14 protein-coding genes are annotated in these 15,977 nt (G+C 63.8%); 11 read left to right on the forward strand and 3 right to left on the reverse strand.

From position 1 onward, the window contains the following. Window positions 1-7 precede the first annotated feature (7 nt). Window positions 8-373 (reverse strand): hypothetical protein, encoded by a 366-nt coding sequence (locus AB6804_RS15355; protein WP_370887244.1) that lies wholly within the window; start codon window positions 371-373, stop codon window positions 8-10. Between AB6804_RS15355 and AB6804_RS15360 the strand changes: the two genes are divergently transcribed. From AB6804_RS15360 to AB6804_RS15370, 3 genes are all read left to right on the forward strand, one after another. Beyond that, window positions 270-1,085 carry a colicin transporter gene (locus tag AB6804_RS15360; RefSeq protein WP_370887239.1) on the forward strand — a complete coding sequence of 272 codons (816 nt, stop codon included), beginning with the start codon at window positions 270-272 and terminating at the stop codon, window positions 1,083-1,085. The two genes, AB6804_RS15355 and AB6804_RS15360, sit on opposite strands and share 104 nt — an antisense overlap. 138 nt (window positions 1,086-1,223) lie before the next feature. Next, on the forward strand, window positions 1,224-1,445 hold the full coding sequence (locus AB6804_RS15365; protein WP_370887140.1) for a DUF465 domain-containing protein: 222 nt from the start codon (window positions 1,224-1,226) through the stop codon (window positions 1,443-1,445). Between the two features lie 108 nt (window positions 1,446-1,553). Then, window positions 1,554-3,782 (forward strand): ATP-dependent DNA helicase, encoded by a 2,229-nt coding sequence (locus AB6804_RS15370; RefSeq protein WP_370887141.1) that lies wholly within the window; start codon window positions 1,554-1,556, stop codon window positions 3,780-3,782. Here AB6804_RS15370 and AB6804_RS15375 read toward each other — a convergent pair. Then, entirely contained in the window at window positions 3,742-4,446 is a 705-nt protein-coding gene (locus tag AB6804_RS15375) for a transposase (RefSeq protein WP_370887142.1), read from the reverse strand. The two genes, AB6804_RS15370 and AB6804_RS15375, sit on opposite strands and share 41 nt — an antisense overlap. 179 nt (window positions 4,447-4,625) lie before the next feature. After that, window positions 4,626-5,459, reverse strand: coding sequence for an outer membrane protein assembly factor BamD (locus tag AB6804_RS15380; RefSeq protein ID WP_035968314.1), 834 nt, complete (start codon window positions 5,457-5,459; stop codon window positions 4,626-4,628). 227 nt (window positions 5,460-5,686) lie between these two features. Here AB6804_RS15380 and AB6804_RS15385 point away from each other — a divergent pair, with 227 nt between their 5' ends. The 8 genes from AB6804_RS15385 (at window position 5,687) to AB6804_RS15420 (ending at window position 15,958) form a co-directional block, all read left to right on the forward strand. Next, window positions 5,687-6,862 carry an RluA family pseudouridine synthase gene (locus AB6804_RS15385; RefSeq protein ID WP_370887143.1) on the forward strand — a complete coding sequence of 392 codons (1,176 nt, stop codon included), beginning with the start codon at window positions 5,687-5,689 and terminating at the stop codon, window positions 6,860-6,862. After that, entirely contained in the window at window positions 6,859-7,695 is an 837-nt protein-coding gene (pgeF, locus tag AB6804_RS15390; RefSeq protein WP_370887144.1) for a peptidoglycan editing factor PgeF, read from the forward strand. The genes AB6804_RS15385 and pgeF overlap by 4 nt, the downstream gene beginning before the upstream one ends. Window positions 7,696-7,986: 291 nt before the next feature. Further along, window positions 7,987-10,008, forward strand: coding sequence for a class I poly(R)-hydroxyalkanoic acid synthase (gene phaC, locus AB6804_RS15395; protein ID WP_370887145.1), 2,022 nt, complete (start codon window positions 7,987-7,989; stop codon window positions 10,006-10,008). Window positions 10,009-10,110: 102 nt separating this feature from the next. Beyond that, window positions 10,111-11,292 carry an acetyl-CoA C-acetyltransferase gene (locus AB6804_RS15400; protein ID WP_370887146.1) on the forward strand — a complete coding sequence of 394 codons (1,182 nt, stop codon included), beginning with the start codon at window positions 10,111-10,113 and terminating at the stop codon, window positions 11,290-11,292. A gap of 78 nt (window positions 11,293-11,370) precedes the next feature. Continuing rightward, window positions 11,371-12,111: a 3-ketoacyl-ACP reductase gene (locus tag AB6804_RS15405; RefSeq protein ID WP_244794630.1), complete on the forward strand. Its 741-nt coding sequence runs from the start codon at window positions 11,371-11,373 to the stop codon at window positions 12,109-12,111. A 159-nt stretch (window positions 12,112-12,270) separates the two neighbouring features. Further along, window positions 12,271-12,843 carry a polyhydroxyalkanoate synthesis repressor PhaR gene (gene phaR, locus AB6804_RS15410; RefSeq protein WP_244794631.1) on the forward strand — a complete coding sequence of 191 codons (573 nt, stop codon included), beginning with the start codon at window positions 12,271-12,273 and terminating at the stop codon, window positions 12,841-12,843. Window positions 12,844-13,681: 838 nt separating this feature from the next. Further along, a complete protein-coding gene (gene rimO / locus AB6804_RS15415; protein ID WP_370887240.1) occupies window positions 13,682-15,019 on the forward strand; it encodes a 30S ribosomal protein S12 methylthiotransferase RimO in 1,338 nt (445 codons plus the stop codon). 3 nt (window positions 15,020-15,022) lie between these two features. Further along, window positions 15,023-15,958, forward strand: a complete 936-nt coding sequence (locus AB6804_RS15420) for a sugar kinase (RefSeq protein ID WP_370887147.1) — start codon at window positions 15,023-15,025, stop codon at window positions 15,956-15,958. The last annotated feature ends 19 nt before the right edge of the window (window positions 15,959-15,977 follow it).

Below are 15,977 nucleotides of genomic sequence, written 5' to 3' on the forward strand. Positions count from 1 at the left end.
TGGCTCGTCACGGAAGCGGCGGCGGGGCATGCTTCGGGCATGCGTGGGAGTGCGCGAACGTGCGCCTGGCCAGCGCCGCCGGACGCCGTGACGAGCGATGGGCCGGGTTGCTGGAGCAGGGCATTTTGCCATAAATGCCGGAGCGCTCCGGCGCGCGGTGATAGAATTTCGGGATCGCGCAAGCCCTGTTTTTCCCTTCTCGCACCTGATTCCTTATCACGTTGCCGTTCATCAATTTGCTCAACTTTCGCTTTTCAAAGGCCTCGCCGATTGCGCTGGGCGTATCGTCGATAGGCGTGCTTCTGGCGCTCGCATCGCAGCCGGGAATCGCGCAGACGGCCAGGCCGATCGATCCGACGACCGCCGTGAGCACGCAGCCGCTCGACGCCGCTTCGAGCGACGCAGGCAGCACGGACGAGGCGCTTCGTGCCGGCTACGACAAGCGTCAGAAGGCGCTCGACAAGCGGACATCGGAGAACGATTATCGCTATGGCGTGAAGCAGCACGACTGCTACAGCAAGTTCTTCGTCAACCACTGCCTCGACAATGCACGCACTGAAATGCGGGAAGCGCGTCAGCAGATTCGCCAGGAACAACTCGCACTCGACGACGAGCAGCGTGTGGAACGCGCGAAAGAGCGCGATCGCCAGACCGGGTTAAAGCAGGCGCAGTACGAAGCCGAAGCGCCGCAGCGCGCGGCCAACGAGAAGTCGAATCAGCAGGCGTACGAGGACAAGCAGCGCCAGAATGCGCTTGCCGCCGCGCAGCGCGAGGCCGAGGCGCCGCAGCGCACGGCCAATCAGGCAGCGTACGACCGGAAGCAGGCTGATTACCAGAAGAAGCTGGACGAAGCCCGCGCGCGCGGTGTCGCCGAAGCGCAGGAGCGCGAGCAGAAGGCGCAGCGTTACGAGCAGAAACAGCAGGAAGCCGCGCAGCATCGCGCTGAAGTGGATGCGCGCCAGAAGGAAGCCGCGCGTAAGCAACAGGAAAAGGCACTGCAAGCGCAGCAGGAACAGCAGCGGCAGGATCAGGTGAAGCAGCAGCAACAGCAACAGCAACAGCAAGAGCAGCAGCAGGGAAAGTAGCGCCGCGCGGCGCGGCGCGGTGGTCGACGGCTTTGCATGGGATTAGGTAAGGCGCTGAAGCGCCAACTCTAGTCGACAGCTTTGCATGGGACCGGAGTAAGGCGCTAAAGCGCCAACTCCGGTCGACAGGAGGCGAGGATGCAGCAGCGCTTGAACGCACCCCGACAAACCGCCGCGGATGCCGCTCTGATCCGCGATCGCATCGCGCAATTGCAGGAAGAGCATCACAGCCTGGACACGCTCATCGAGAAATTGTCCGGCATCGACGATCTCGAATTGCGCCGCCTCAAAAAGCGCAAGCTCAAGGTCAAGGACACCATACTCCTGCTGCAATTGCAGCTGGACACCGACCCGCACTGACCGCTCGCGTGGTGCAGTTGCAGTAGTCGCGTGTTCTCCGGCGGCTCGCCCCGCCGGCGGTGCGCCGCATCGCACGAAACCCGCAGAATTCGCAGAATCGAGCTCCCTTTGAACTCTCCCGTCCCAACCTCCGACTCCGCGAGCACGCCGTTCGCGCTGTCGGACAAGCGCCGCGTCGAACTCGATGCGATCTTCTCCGCCGATGGCCTGCTCGCACGAGCCATCGACGGCTACCGGTCGCGTGCATCGCAGATCGAGATGGCGCGCTCCGTCGCCGCCGCGATGGAAGCGTCCGGCCGCGCGATGCCCGAGCCCGCGATGTTCGAGGCGCAGCGCCGTCCCGCACGCAAGCTGGGGCCGTCGGACAAGCCGTACGCGCCCGACGAGCAGCCCGCCGACGACGTCGGCATCGCGACCGCGAAAGCGGCCATCGACGGCGGCGAGAACACGCTGATCGTCGAGGCGGGAACCGGCACCGGCAAGACCTACGCGTATCTCGTCCCGGCCATGTTATGGGGTGGCAAGGTCATCGTCTCGACCGGGACGAAGCATCTGCAGGACCAGCTTTTTCAACGCGATATCCCGACGGTGCGCGACGCGCTCGCCGTGCCCGTGTCGGTGGCGATGCTAAAGGGACGCGCGAACTACCTCTGCCACTACTATCTGGAGCGCACCGCGGACAACGGCCGCCTGCCGTCGCGGCAGGACACGTCGCATCTGCAGGAGATCGTCCGTTTCGCGAAGATCACGCGCACCGGCGACAAGGCCGAACTCGCGAGCGTGCCTGAAAATTCGCCCGTCTGGCCGATGGTCACGTCCACGCGCGACAACTGTCTCGGCCAGGAATGCCCGCATTACAAGGACTGCTTCGTGATGCAGGCGCGCAAGGAGGCGCAGCAGGCGGACGTCGTCGTCGTGAATCACCATCTGTTCTTCGCCGATGTGATGTTGCGCGACACGGGCATGGCCGAGCTTCTGCCGATGGCGAACACGATCATCTTCGACGAAGCGCATCAGCTTCCCGAAACCGCGACGCTCTTCTTCGGTGACACGCTCTCGACCACGCAACTGCTGGAACTGGCGCGCGATACCGTCGCCGAAGGCCTGAGCCACGCGCGCGACGCCGCCGACTGGACCAAACTAGGCGCCGCGCTCGAACGCGCCGCGCGTGACCTGCGGCTCGCGTTCAAGGAAGATTCGGCGCGCTTCTCGCTCGGTCAGCTTCCCGACGGCCATCCGCTCTTCGACGCGCTGGATACGCTCGAAACGCATCTCGACGCCCTCGCGGCGGCGTTGTCGTCGCATGGGGAGCGGGCCGAATCGCTGCAGGCGCTGGTGCGCCGCGCGCGCGAGTTGCAGGACCAGCTTGCGGGCTGGACCACGCCGCCGACGCCGCTGGAGCGCGCTGTCGTGGAAGACGAAGATATCGCGAAGGAAGCCGCGAAGGACGAGCCGAACGAGATGGTGCGCTGGATCGAAGTGTTCTCGCACACGGTTCAGTTGCACGAGACGCCGCTGTCGGTCGCGCCGATCTTCGCGAAGCAGCGCGCCGGTGTGCCGCGTGCGTGGATCTTCACGTCGGCGACGCTGTCGGTGCGCGGCGACTTCACGCACTACGCAGCGCAGATGGGCCTGAACGCCCGGCGCTCGATGACGCTCCCGAGCCCCTTCGATTACCCCTCGCAAGGGCTTCTGTACGTGCCGCGCAATCTGCCGCAGCCGTCGTCGCCGCAGTTCACCGACGCCGTCTTCGAAGCTGCGTTGCCGGTGATCGAGGCGGCGGGCGGCGGCGTGTTCGTGTTGTGCACGACGCTGCGAGCGGTGGATCGCATCGCTTCGCGTCTGCGCGATGTGATCGACCGGCGCGGCTGGGGCAACCCGCTTCTCGTGCAGGGCGATGCGAGCCGCACCGAACTGCTCGATCGTTTTCGCGCGTATGGCAACGCGATCCTCGTCGGCAGCCAGAGTTTCTGGGAAGGCGTCGATGTGAGAGGGGATGCGCTGTCGCTCGTCGTCATCGACAAATTGCCGTTCGCGCCGCCCGACGATCCCGTGCTGGCCGCCCGCTTAGACGCGCTCACGAAGAAAGGGCTGAGCCCGTTCGCGGTGCATCAGTTGCCGCAGGCGGTCATCACGCTTAAGCAGGGCGCTGGCCGTCTGATTCGCGCCGAAACCGATCGCGGCGTGCTGATGATCTGCGACACGCGCCTCGTCGACAAGCCCTACGGCCGTCGCATCTGGCAGAGTCTGCCGCCGTTCAAGCGCACGCGCGAACTCGACGTCGTCCGCGCGTTTTTCAGTGATTCGCCGAGCTCGACTGTGGAAATGGCCGACTAGCGAGGTTGGCGATGCGTTCGATGTTTGCGATCGCCCGGGCGATCCGAGCGTTGGCGTCGGCTGCCGATGGCCCAGGCGCGGGCGCCTGCCTGACGCGCACCGACTGGCTGCCGTACGCGCCGCCATAACTCCGCGTGTCGTGTGACGTACTTGGCGCGTTGCCGGTTGCTGCGTGCTCGCTCGCTTCATCCGCGTTCGATGAAAGGTTCGCGACGATGCGCGCGTTGCTGATCGCGCCGGCCTTGATGCGAATGCCGTTCGCCGCCAGCACGCCGTTCACTTCGGCCAGCAGCGCCGCCGCCGATTGCTGCGACTGAAGCACGCTGCGGAAGCGGTGGATGGCCTGCGCATCGGGCGCAACCGCGCGTTCTCCGTCGATGTCGATGCCGATGCGCGCAAAGCGTCGAAATGCGATGCTGTCGATGAGCGCGTCCTCGCAAGCACGATCCGACAGTCCGAACCAGTTCTGAATAAAACATACGCGCAACATGCGTTCAATGCCCGCGGAGAACGGCTCGTCGCCGTCGCGCCCATGCTGCTCGACGATGGCGCACAGACGCGGCCACGGGAGCAGCAGGTCCATCGTGTCGAGAAATTCGTCGCGCTGCGTGCGCCTGAATTGGGTCGCCGGAACTGTTTCGTCCCGGATGGGGGATAGCGCCATGCTGATCTCTTTCAATGTCTGTCACGCTCAGGCGGCGCGCAGTACCGCTTCGATGCCTGACCGTGATTCAGGATTGCTAAATTTTGTTGCCACAAAGCAAAAATTTGAGCGAAAAAATAGGGCGCTCGAGACGCCCTTGTCGAAAGGCCGACGCACTGCGCCGGCCGCTCGGGTGAACATTACCAGATCTGATACCAGGGCTTCTCGGCGCCTGCGCGGGCCTTCCCGGTGACGTAGGGGCTGTCCGGGAACGTCGCGGCGAGCACGCGCTTGGTGTCGTCGGCGAGTTGCGGCTGGTCGAGCCGTTGATACGACAGCATCATGATGTGCAGCGCTTCTTCCGTCGCCGGCGCATTCTTGTATTCGCGGATGGCGAGCTGCGCGCGGTTGATCGCCGCGACATACGCGCCCCGGCGATAGTAATAATTGGCCGCGTGCACTTCGTGCGAGGCGAGCGCGTTCACGATGTAGCGCATGCGCTGCGCGGCGTCCGGGGCGTACTTGCTTTGCGGGTACTTGTCGACGACGACCTTGAACGCGTCATACGACTCGCGCAGCGATTTCGGATCACGCTCGCTCATGTCCTGACCGGAGAAGCGGCCAAAGAGACCGAGGTCGTCGTTGAAGTGGATCATGCCCTTCAGATAGTACGCGTACGAGATCTCAGGGTGATCCGGATGCAGCCGGATGAAGCGGTCGATGGCCTGGTCGGCCGAGGCGGTTTCGCCGTCCTTCCAGTTGCAGTACGCGACGTTGATCTGCGCCTGCTGCGCGAAGTGACCGAACGGATCGCGCCCTTCGAGTGCCTCGAAGTACTTGGCGCACTTGCCCCAGTCGCTGCCCGACAGCGCGTCCTGGGCCTCCGTATATAATTTGTTGTTATTCCAGAGTGCGGTTTCGTCGGTCTTCTCGGGCAAGCCGTGACAGGCCGTGACGATGGCGACGCTCGCGGCCAGCGCCAGATACTTGATCGATTGCCGCATCGATTGATGAATGGTGTTGAAGGCTCGCATCAGTGCTTGCTTATCCTGGCTAAAACTGGCTATTACTGGCTCTTTCCAGCTGTGTTCAGCTGTGACCCCGGTGCAGTCTCTTCCGCGCGGCATGCCGTTCGGTCGACCGCGATGTTTCCCGGTCCGCAACGTCGAAGCACGGGCGGCTCGCAGACTGGACGATGACGTTTTACTTCATCGCATCACCACCGGCCGCTCCTCGCGTACTTCCCGTTAATCTTCTTCAAATGACCCGCTCAAGTACTCGTCGTACCAAAGAACAACTCAAAGATTATAGCCGATGCGATAAGGCCGACGACGCAGCTTCGCCGCAATCGCCGCAGGCAACGGACCCGGCCGCATCGTCCGCCGACGTGCGCACCGCGCGCGTTCCGGACGAGCTCGCGGGCGACCGGCTCGACAAGGTGCTGGCCAAAGTCTTCCCGGAATTCTCGCGCAGCCGCTTGCAGGGCTGGATCGAGGAAGGGCGCGTGCTCGTCGACGGCGCGAGCGCCAAAGTACGCCAGTCAGTGCCGCTCGGCGCGACCATTTCGCTCGTGCCCGACCTGCTGCCGGAGCAACTGGCGTTCACGCCGGAGCCGGTGCCGCTGCATATCGTCTACGAAGACGACGCGCTCGTCGTCATCAACAAGCCGGCGGGCATGGTCGTGCATCCGGCGGCCGGCAACTGGAGCGGCACGCTCCTGAACGGCCTGCTCCATCGATACGGCGACGCGGCGGCCGGCCTGCCGCGCGCGGGCATCGTGCATCGGCTGGACAAGGAGACGTCGGGATTGATGGTCGTCGCGCGCACGCTGGAAGCGCAGACCGACCTCGTGCGCCAGTTGCAGGCGCGCACGGCGAAGCGCCGCTACGTCGCGTTCGTCTGGGGCAACATGCGCGATGAAGGCACGATCGACGCGCCCATCGGCCGCGATTCGCGCGAGCGCACGCGCATGGCCGTCGTCCAGAGCGCGGCGGGCAAGCACGCGCGCACGCACTTTCGCACCATCGACCGCGCGGTCTGGAACGGCCAGCCTGTAAGCGCGATCCATTGCGATCTCGAAACCGGCCGCACCCATCAGATTCGCGTGCATTGCGCGCATGCCGGGCATCCGCTGCTGGGCGATCCTGTCTACGGTCACGTGCGCGGCAGGCGTTCGGTGACGCCGCTGCCGAACGGTTTCGCGCGGCAGGCGCTGCATGCGTGGCGCCTCGGGCTCGTTCATCCGCTGACGGGCAAGGACGTGCACTGGCGCGCGGACGTGCCCGACGATATGTCGACGCTCGCAGCGGAACTCGGCTTCGGGCGCGACGAGGATATCGATCTGGACGAAGACGAGGACTTCGTCGAGGTCTACGAGGTGGGCGGGGACGAAGGCGACTGGGACGAAGACGAAGATTACGAGGACGACGAAGCATGATCGATTCACGCACCGGCGAAGCGCCCGCACTCGACGCGCAGCACTGCCTGTGGCCGCGATGGCGCGTGTCGCCGCGCGTTCGCGCATTCGTGACGACGCGGGCGGGCGGCGTCAGCGCTGCGCCGTACGACGGCGGGGCGCCTGACGCGGGCGGGCTGAATCTGGGCCTGTCGACCGGCGACGCGCCCGACGCGGTGCGCGAGAACCGCCGCCGTGCGCTCGCGCTCACCGGTGCGCGCGATGCCGCGTGGCTTCAGCAAGTGCACGGCACGCAGGTCGAGGACGCTCACGCGGTCATCGGCGCGAGCGGCCCCGTCAATGCCGATGCGAGCGTGACCGACCGCGCGGGCATCGTGTGCGTCGTGATGACCGCCGATTGCCTGCCCGTGCTCTTCTGCGACGACGACGGCCGCGCGGTCGGCGCCGCGCACGCGGGCTGGCGCGGACTGGCGGCGGGTATCATCGAAAAGACGGGCGAGCGCGTTGCCGCGCTGGCGGGCGCGCCGGCGTCGAAACTGAACGCTTATCTCGGACCGGCCATTGGTCCTGCGGCTTTCGAAGTCGGAGAGGACGTGCTGGAAGTGTTCGCCGCTGCGTCCGCTGCGGGCCGTCGCGATGCAACGGCGGCTGCTTTCCGGCGAACCGGCAGCGAGAACAAGTATCTCGCCGACATCTACGCGCTCGCGCGCCTGCGACTCGCCGATATCGGCATCGACGCCACGCGCATTCATGGCGGCGCGCATTGCACGGTGACGGAAAGCGCACGCTTTTATTCATATCGTCGGGATCGGGTGACGGGACGCATGGCCGCCATGATCTGGCTCGCCGATTAATCCGTCCGCGCTTCAATCGCGATTTCAACCCCCATGGCGAAGCCTTTTCTTTCATGGGGGAAAACGATAATTATAAAAATATCGCACTGCGGCAAAATCGGGACGAAGCATTGACATGCTCGACACCCAAGAGCAAGAATGTTCCCGGAATTCATTCAATCGGGCACGGCGTAGCAAGGCACTCTTGCCACGCGCAATTAAGGCGCATCAATACTTGCGCGCTGGTCAGGAAAAGCCCGGCAATGCCTGCATCACAATCAGTCTTGCGAGACTCAGAGGTCAAAGGCGGGTATGGCTTCCAAAACTTCTTCTTCATCTTCCCGCTCCAGCACGGCCGACAGCACCCCGGCGCAATCTCCAGCCGATACGACCGGCGTGCAGCAGGCCTTCGAGCAATGGCTCAACGCATGGCGAACCGTGGCCGATCCCGGTCAATGGGTCAAATTCACTGAACAGACGAATCAGGCGGCGAGCGCGTTTGCGGCGAATGCCGGGAAGCCGGTTATGCCGGGACTGGGTGCGTTGCCGTTTCCGGGACTGGGCGGGTTGACGAACGGACTGGCCGCCGCGTTTCCCACCATCGCGAACATGCCGCAGATGCCGGACATCACGAAGATGAACGGACTCGCGGAATTCGCCAAGCTGGCGAGCAGCATGCCGGGTTTCGGCGCGGCGATGCAGGGTTTGCCCACCTTGCCGAAGATTCCGACGGCAGCGATTGCGCCGGAGCGTCTGCATCAACTGCAAAGCGATTACACGCGCGACGTGACCGAGCTGCTCAAGCAGGCGAGCGAGCAGAATATCGACGCCGCCGCGCTGAAGGACCGCCGCTTCAAGGACACCGCGTGGCAAGCTACGCCGGCATTCGCGTTCACGGCGGCGTGGTATCTGCTGAACGCGCGTTATCTGCAGGAACTGGCCGACGCGATCCAGAGCGATCCGAAAACCCGCGAGCGCATTCGCTTCACCGTGCAGCAATGGGCCGCGATGGCCGCGCCGAGCAACTTCCTTGCGCTCAATCCCGAAGCGCAGAAGGCGCTCATCGAAAGCAAGGGCGAAAGCCTGCGTCAGGGCATGTTGAACCTGCTCGGCGACATGCAGCGCGGCAAGATTTCGCAGTCGGACGAATCGGGCTTCAAGGTCGGCAAGAACATTGCGACGACCGAAGGCGCGGTGGTGTACGAGAACGAACTCGTGCAACTGATCCAGTACAAGCCGCTCGCGCCGAAGGTCCATGCACGGCCGCTGCTGATCGTGCCGCCCTGCATCAACAAGTTTTATATCCTCGATCTGTCGCCGGAAGGCTCGCTCGTGCGCCATGCGCTCGAATCGGGACAGCAGGTGTTCATTCTGTCGTGGCGCAATGCGGATCAGTCGATCGCCCACAAGACGTGGGACGACTACGTGCAGCAGGGCGTGATCGAGACGATGGCCGTCGTGAAGGACATCAGCGGCGCGGACAAGATCAACACGCTCGGCTTTTGCATCGGCGGAACGATGCTCGCGACGGCGCTCGCGGTGGAGAAGGCGCGCGGCAACGAGCCGGCCGCATCGATGACGCTGCTCACCTCGATGCTCGACTTCTCCGACACGGGCGTGCTCGATGTCTTCGTCGACGAGGCGCACGTGCAGATGCGCGAACAGGCGATCGGCGGCAAGAACGGCGCGCCGGCGGGACTGATGCGCGGCATCGAGTTCGCCAACACGTTCTCGTATCTGCGGCCGAACGATCTCGTGTGGAATTACGTCGTCGACAATTACCTGAAGGGCCGCACGCCGCAAGCGTTCGATCTGCTCTTCTGGAACAGCGACTCGACGAACCTGCCGGGCCCCATGTCCGTCTGGTATCTGCGCAACACGTATCTGGAGAACAAGCTCCGCGAGCCGGGCGCGCTGACCGTTTGCGGGCAAGCCATCGACCTCACGACGCTCGACCTGCCGACCTTCATTTACGGTTCGCGCGAGGACCATATCGTGCCGTGGAAATCGGCGTACGCTTCCGCGCCGATTCTGTCGGGACCGCAGACGTTCGTGCTCGGCGCATCGGGGCATATTGCGGGCGTGATCAATCCGCCGTCGAAAAACAAGCGCAATTTCTGGATGCTCGACAACGCGAACGGCCGCCTCCCGGACGATCCCGATGCGTGGTTCGAAGCCGCGAGCGAGCATCCCGGAAGCTGGTGGCCGACGTGGACGCAATGGCTCGCCGCGAATGCCGGCGAGCAGGTGAAGCCGGCTGCGTCGCTCGGTTCGAAGGCTTATCCGGTGATCGAACCGGCGCCCGGGCGCTACGTGATGGAGCGTGACAGTTGAGCGGTGCTTGAGACGAAAACCCGGGGCGAAATGGCGACTGTGCGCGAGACCGCATAGGCACTCACGAAACGGCATTAACATGCGATGCCAAAGGAAACTGAAATGACTGACGTAGTGATCGTATCGGCCGCGCGTACGGCGGTTGGCAAGTTCGGCGGTTCGCTCGCGAAGATTGCGGCGCCGGATCTGGGCGCAACGGTGATTCGCGCGGTGCTGGAGCGCGCGGGCGTGAAGCCGGAGCAGGTGAGCGAAGTCATCATGGGTCAGGTGTTGACGGCGGGGTCGGGTCAGAATCCGGCGCGTCAGTCGGTGATCAAGGCCGGCCTGCCCGAAATGGTTCCCGGCATGACGATCAACAAGGTGTGCGGCTCGGGCCTGAAAGCGGTGATGCTGGCGGCCAACGCGATCATCGCGGGCGATGCCGAGATCGTCGTCGCGGGCGGGCAGGAAAACATGAGCGCCGCGCCGCACGTGCTGCCGGGCTCGCGCGATGGCTTCCGCATGGGTGATGCGAAGCTCATCGACTCGATGGTCGTCGATGGCCTCTGGGACGTGTACAACAACTATCACATGGGCACGACGGCGGAAAACGTCGCGCGCGAGTACGGCATCTCGCGTGAGGATCAGGACAAGTTCGCGGCGCTGTCGCAAAACAAGGCGGAAGCCGCGCAGAAGGCCGGCCGATTCAACGACGAGATCGTGCCGATCGCGATTCCGCAGCGCAAGGGCGAGCCGCTGCAGTTCACCACCGACGAGTTCGTGCGTCACGGCGTGACGGCCGAGGCGCTCGCGGGGCTGAAGCCGGCGTTCTCGAAGGAAGGCACGGTGACGGCGGCGAACGCGTCGGGCATCAACGATGGCGCGGCGGCGGTCGTCGTGATGTCGGCGAAGAAGGCCGAGGCGCTGGGCTTGACGCCGCTGGCGCGCATCAAGGCGTACGCGAACGCGGGCGTCGATCCGAAGGTGATGGGCATGGGTCCGGTGCCGGCCTCGAGGCGCTGTCTGGAGCGCGCGGGCTGGGGCGTGAACGATCTGGACCTGATGGAGATCAACGAAGCGTTCGCGGCGCAGGCGCTGGCCGTGCACAAGCAGATGGGCTGGGACCAGTCGAAGATCAACGTGAACGGCGGAGCGATTGCGATCGGTCATCCGATCGGCGCATCGGGCTGCCGCATTCTGGTCACGCTGCTGCATGAGATGCAGAAGCGCGATGCGAAGAAGGGCCTGGCGTCGCTGTGCATCGGCGGCGGCATGGGCGTCGCGCTGGCGGTCGAGCGTCTGTAAGACGCGTCGGCGGCACGGAGACGAGCGAAGCGGGCGGCGCGGTCAGGCGTGGCCCGCATAACGAAAAGGGAGTCGGGAATGACGAAGCGCATAGCGTATGTAACGGGCGGCATGGGCGGCATCGGCACGAGCATTTGCCAGCGTCTGCATAAGGATGGCTTCACGGTCGTCGCGGGCTGCGGTCCGAATTCTCCGCGCCGCGTGAAATGGCTCGAAGAACAGAAGGCGCTCGGTTTCGACTTCATCGCGTCGGAAGGCAATGTCGGCGATTGGGATTCGACCAAGGCCGCGTTCGAGAAGGTCAAGGCCGAAGTCGGCGAGGTCGACGTGCTCGTGAACAACGCAGGCATTACGCGCGACGTGGTGTTCCGCAAGATGACGCACGAAGACTGGACGGCGGTCATCGACACGAACCTGACGAGTCTCTTCAACGTGACCAAGCAGGTGATCGACGGCATGGTGGAGCGCGGCTTCGGCCGCATCATCAATATTTCGTCGGTGAACGGGCAGAAAGGCCAGTTTGGCCAGACGAACTATTCGACTGCGAAGGCCGGCATTCACGGCTTCACGATGGCGCTGGCGCAGGAAGTGGCGACCAAGGGCGTGACGGTCAACACGGTGTCGCCGGGCTATATCGGCACGGACATGGTGAAGTCCATTCGTCCTGAAGTGCTGGAGAAGATCGTGGCGACCATTCCTGTTCGACGTCTGGGCACGCCGGACGAGATCGGCTCGATAGTGGCGTGGCTGGCTTCGGAGGAATCAGGCTTTTCCACCGGCGCGGACTTTTCGCTCAACGGTGGCTTGCACATGGGCTGACGGGCGGCGGCGGCCGGCCGGGCGCCCGGGGCGCCTGTCCGGCTGGCCGCGCTTGCCGGATATATCAATGACGCGGCGACCCAGCAGCAACGCTTTTTTGCGACAACGCAAGACATGCCTGCTGCCATCGCAGTAAAGTCTTGCGTTTAAAGGCGTTCAATGACCACCCCTACTACTACAAAGAAATCCGCCGAGCGGCTGATAAAAAAATATCCGAATCGCCGGCTGTACGACACGGAGACGAGCACCTACATCACGTTGTCGGATGTGAAGCAGCTCGTGCTCGATCAGGAAGAGTTCAAGGTGCTCGATGCGAAGTCCAACGACGACCTGACGCGCAGCATCCTTCTGCAGATCATTCTCGAAGAGGAGAGCGGCGGGTTGCCGATGTTTTCATCGGTGATGCTCTCGCAGATCATCCGTTTTTACGGTCATGCGATGCAGGGCATGATGGGCACGTACCTGGAGAAAAATATTCAGGCGTTCATCGATATCCAGCAGAAGCTCTCCGAGCAGAGCAAGGGCATTTATGACGGCAATGCGCTGAATCCGGAAGTCTGGTCGCAGTTCATGAACATGCAGGCGCCGATGATGCAGGGGATGATGACCAACTACATCGAGCAGTCGAAGAATATGTTCGTGCAGATGCAGGAGCAGATGCAGAGTCAGGCGAAGTCGATGTTCAATACGTTTCCGTTTCCTGGGCAGCAGGCGCCGGGGGAGAAGAAGTAAGGGTTTTTCTTGCTCTCGCTTGGGTGTTTTCGTTTCGTGTCGGTTTATTAGTGCGCCCCTCCCCGGGGCGGGGTCACTTTTTTGGCTGTCGACGAGAGTTGCCGCTTCAGCGCCTTACTCCGGTCCCATGCGAAGAAAGTAACCACAGAAAGCAGCTTTTTTTCGCCCGACGGACTGACCGGTGTAGCCACTTCGTAGAACGTCGGCGGCACTCAGCTTGCCGACAGCCTTGAATCACCTTCCGCGCCCGCTGAGCGCCACGTCCTCCGAGCCCGTTGGCTCGTTAACACCAGTGGGACATTCCAGTGTCGCGACGAGAAAACACCGGCGGCTCGCCGCGCCCCACGAGCGATGTTGTTCCGGAGTCGATCCTTGAAGTTCCGTCCTTGCGACCGTTGAACCTGTTCGCGCACAGTTGGGGTTGTCGAGCCAAAGGACGCGGAGCACACTACCGCGCGGCCGGCGCGGATGCTGATCCGAGGCTGTACACAAGCTCAGTGCCAACGCTGCTCTACAGCGTGCCCGCTCAGATTAATGCGTCGGACCCGAAGCCGCTCTTTCCGCATGGACCAAAGTAAGACGCTGAAGCGCCAACTCGGTCGACAGCCAAGTAATTCATCCTCGCGAGCAGGCGGCTGCCGAACAAGACTGCCGACAGCCGTAAAAGCACCGCGGAAGTACGACCAAACCACCGCGAAAGCCGCCAACCCATTGCGGTTAAAATAGCGAATTCGCCGCAACCCGAGCGGCATGCACGCCCGCAACCGTGCCTCTCCCCGAATATCCCGTGAATACTCCAGTCAAGCCTACCTCCACCGCGCCAGCGCCCAAAATCGGCATGGTCAGCCTCGGCTGCCCCAAAGCCCTCGTCGATTCCGAGCAGATCATCACCCAACTCCGCGCCGAAGGTTATGAAATCTCCGGCACATACGACGGCGCCGACCTCGTCGTCGTCAACACCTGCGGCTTCATCGACGAAGCGGTCCAGGAAAGCCTCGACGCCATCGGCGAAGCGCTCAGCGAGAACGGCAAGGTCATCGTCACCGGCTGCCTCGGCGCAAAGAAAAGCGCAAGCGGCACCGGGCTCATCGAGGAAGTGCATCCGAAAGTGCTCGCCGTCACCGGCCCGCACGCCACCAACGAAGTGATGAACGCAGTGCACACGCATCTGCCCAGGCCGCACGATCCGTTCGTCGATCTCGTGCCGCCCGCCGGCATCAAGCTCACGCCGCGTCACTACGCGTATCTGAAGATTTCCGAAGGCTGCAACCATCGCTGCTCGTTCTGCATCATCCCTTCGATGCGCGGCGATCTCGTCTCGCGGCCCATCGCCGAAGTCATGCTCGAAGCGGAAAATCTCTTCAAGTCCGGCGTCAAGGAACTGCTCGTCATCTCGCAGGACACGAGCGCCTATGGCGTCGACGTCAAATACCGCACCGGCTTCTGGAACGGCAAGCCGCTCAAGACACGCATGACCGAACTGGTCGGCGCGCTCGGCGAACTGGCCGCGCAATACGGCGCATGGGTGCGGCTGCACTATGTCTATCCGTATCCGAGCGTCGATGAAGTCATCCCGATGATGGCCGAAGGCCCGTTCAAAGGTCACGTGCTGCCGTATCTCGACGTGCCGTTCCAGCACGCGCATCCCGAAGTGCTGAAGCGCATGAAGCGCCCGGCCAACGGCGAGAAGGTGCTCGAGCGCGTGAAGGCGTGGCGGGCCATCTGCCCCGATCTCACGATCCGCAGCACGTTCATCGCCGGCTTTCCCGGCGAGACCGAAGAGCAGTTTCAGACGCTGCTCGACTTCATCAAGGAAGCGGATCTGGACCGCGTCGGCTGCTTCGCGTATTCGCCGGTCGAAGGCGCAACCGCGAACGAACTCGACGGCGCGCTACCCGACGAAGTGCGGGAGGAACGCCGCGCGCGCTTCATGGAACTGGCCGAGGAGCTGTCCGCGAAGCGCATGAAAAAGAAGATCGGCAAGACGCTGAAGGTGCTCGTCGACGAAGTGAGCGGCGAAGGCGGCGTCGGCCGGACGGGTGCGGATGCGCCGGAAATCGACGGCGTCGTGTATATCGCGCCGCCGGCGAAGGCATCGAAGCGTTACAAGGCTGGCGATTTCGTCTCCGTGAAAATCACCGGCGCCGACGGCCACGATCTCTGGGGTGAGGTCTAAACGATGACGCCGCAGAATCCGCAGCATCCAGCCATCCTCGCGCTCGGCGAGGCGATGATCGAGTTCAATCAGTCAAAGCGCAATGAGCCGAACTATCTGCAAGGCTTCGGCGGCGACGTCTCCAACTTCCTGATCGCGGCGGCGCGGCAAGGCGCGGCAACGGGCTTCGTCTCCGCCGTCGGCAACGATCACTTCGGGCAACTGCTGCTCGATCTGTGGCGCGCGGAAAACGTCGATACCTCCGCCGTGCGCATCGACCAGCACGCGCCCACCGGCGTTTATTTCGTATCGCATGGCGAGAGCGGGCATCGCTTCGACTATTTGCGCGCGGGATCGGCGGCGAGCCGCTATGCGCCGTCGGAATTGCCGCTCGACATGATCGCGGGCGCGAAGGTCGTGCATCTGTCGGGCATCAGTCTCGCGATCGGCGTTGCCGCGTGCGACGCCGCGTTCGCCGCCATCGATCACGCCCGCGCGAACGGCGTCGCGGTCAGCTTCGATACGAACCTGCGCCTGAAGCTGTGGCCGCTTGCACGCGCCCGCGCGGTGATGCTCGAAACGATCCGCGCGACCGATATCTGCCTGCCGAGCTACGACGACGTCACCGCGCTCACCGGTCTCGACGACAAGGACGCAATCGTCGACGCGCTGCTCGCGCTCGGCCCGAAAGTCGTCGCGTTGAAGCTCGGCAAGGAAGGCGCGTACATCGCGACGCCCGCCGAGCGGCGGGTGGTGCCGGGCCGCGTCGTCAATGCGGTCGATGCCACCGGCGCAGGCGATTGCTTCGGCGGCGCGTTCATCGCGCGCATCGTCGCGGGCGACGATCCTTTCACCGCCGCGCATTATGCGAACGTGGCGGCGGCATTATCGACGCAAGGCTTCGGCGCGGTCGCGCCCATTCCCGGCCGGGCGGCTGTCGAACGCGCGCTCGCCGGATAATCCGAGAACACAGACCAGG

This window comes from Caballeronia sp. RCC_10, from assembly GCF_041360715.1.
Taxonomy (GTDB): Bacteria; Pseudomonadota; Gammaproteobacteria; order Burkholderiales; family Burkholderiaceae; genus Caballeronia; species Caballeronia grimmiae.

Coding starts and splice junctions, on each gene's coding strand:
- AB6804_RS15385 (WP_370887143.1), top strand. CDS start 5,687: ATGACCCGCTCAAGTACTCGTCGTACCAAAGAACAACTCAAAGATTAT.
- phaC (WP_370887145.1), top strand. CDS start 7,987: ATGGCTTCCAAAACTTCTTCTTCATCTTCCCGCTCCAGCACGGCCGAC.
- pgeF (WP_370887144.1), top strand. CDS start 6,859: ATGATCGATTCACGCACCGGCGAAGCGCCCGCACTCGACGCGCAGCAC.
- AB6804_RS15405 (WP_244794630.1), top strand. CDS start 11,371: ATGACGAAGCGCATAGCGTATGTAACGGGCGGCATGGGCGGCATCGGC.
- AB6804_RS15375 (WP_370887142.1), bottom strand. CDS start 4,446: ATGGCGCTATCCCCCATCCGGGACGAAACAGTTCCGGCGACCCAATTC.
- phaR (WP_244794631.1), top strand. CDS start 12,271: ATGACCACCCCTACTACTACAAAGAAATCCGCCGAGCGGCTGATAAAA.
- AB6804_RS15420 (WP_370887147.1), top strand. CDS start 15,023: ATGACGCCGCAGAATCCGCAGCATCCAGCCATCCTCGCGCTCGGCGAG.
- AB6804_RS15380 (WP_035968314.1), bottom strand. CDS start 5,459: ATGCGAGCCTTCAACACCATTCATCAATCGATGCGGCAATCGATCAAG.
- rimO (WP_370887240.1), top strand. CDS start 13,682: ATGGTCAGCCTCGGCTGCCCCAAAGCCCTCGTCGATTCCGAGCAGATC.
- AB6804_RS15365 (WP_370887140.1), top strand. CDS start 1,224: ATGCAGCAGCGCTTGAACGCACCCCGACAAACCGCCGCGGATGCCGCT.
- AB6804_RS15400 (WP_370887146.1), top strand. CDS start 10,111: ATGACTGACGTAGTGATCGTATCGGCCGCGCGTACGGCGGTTGGCAAG.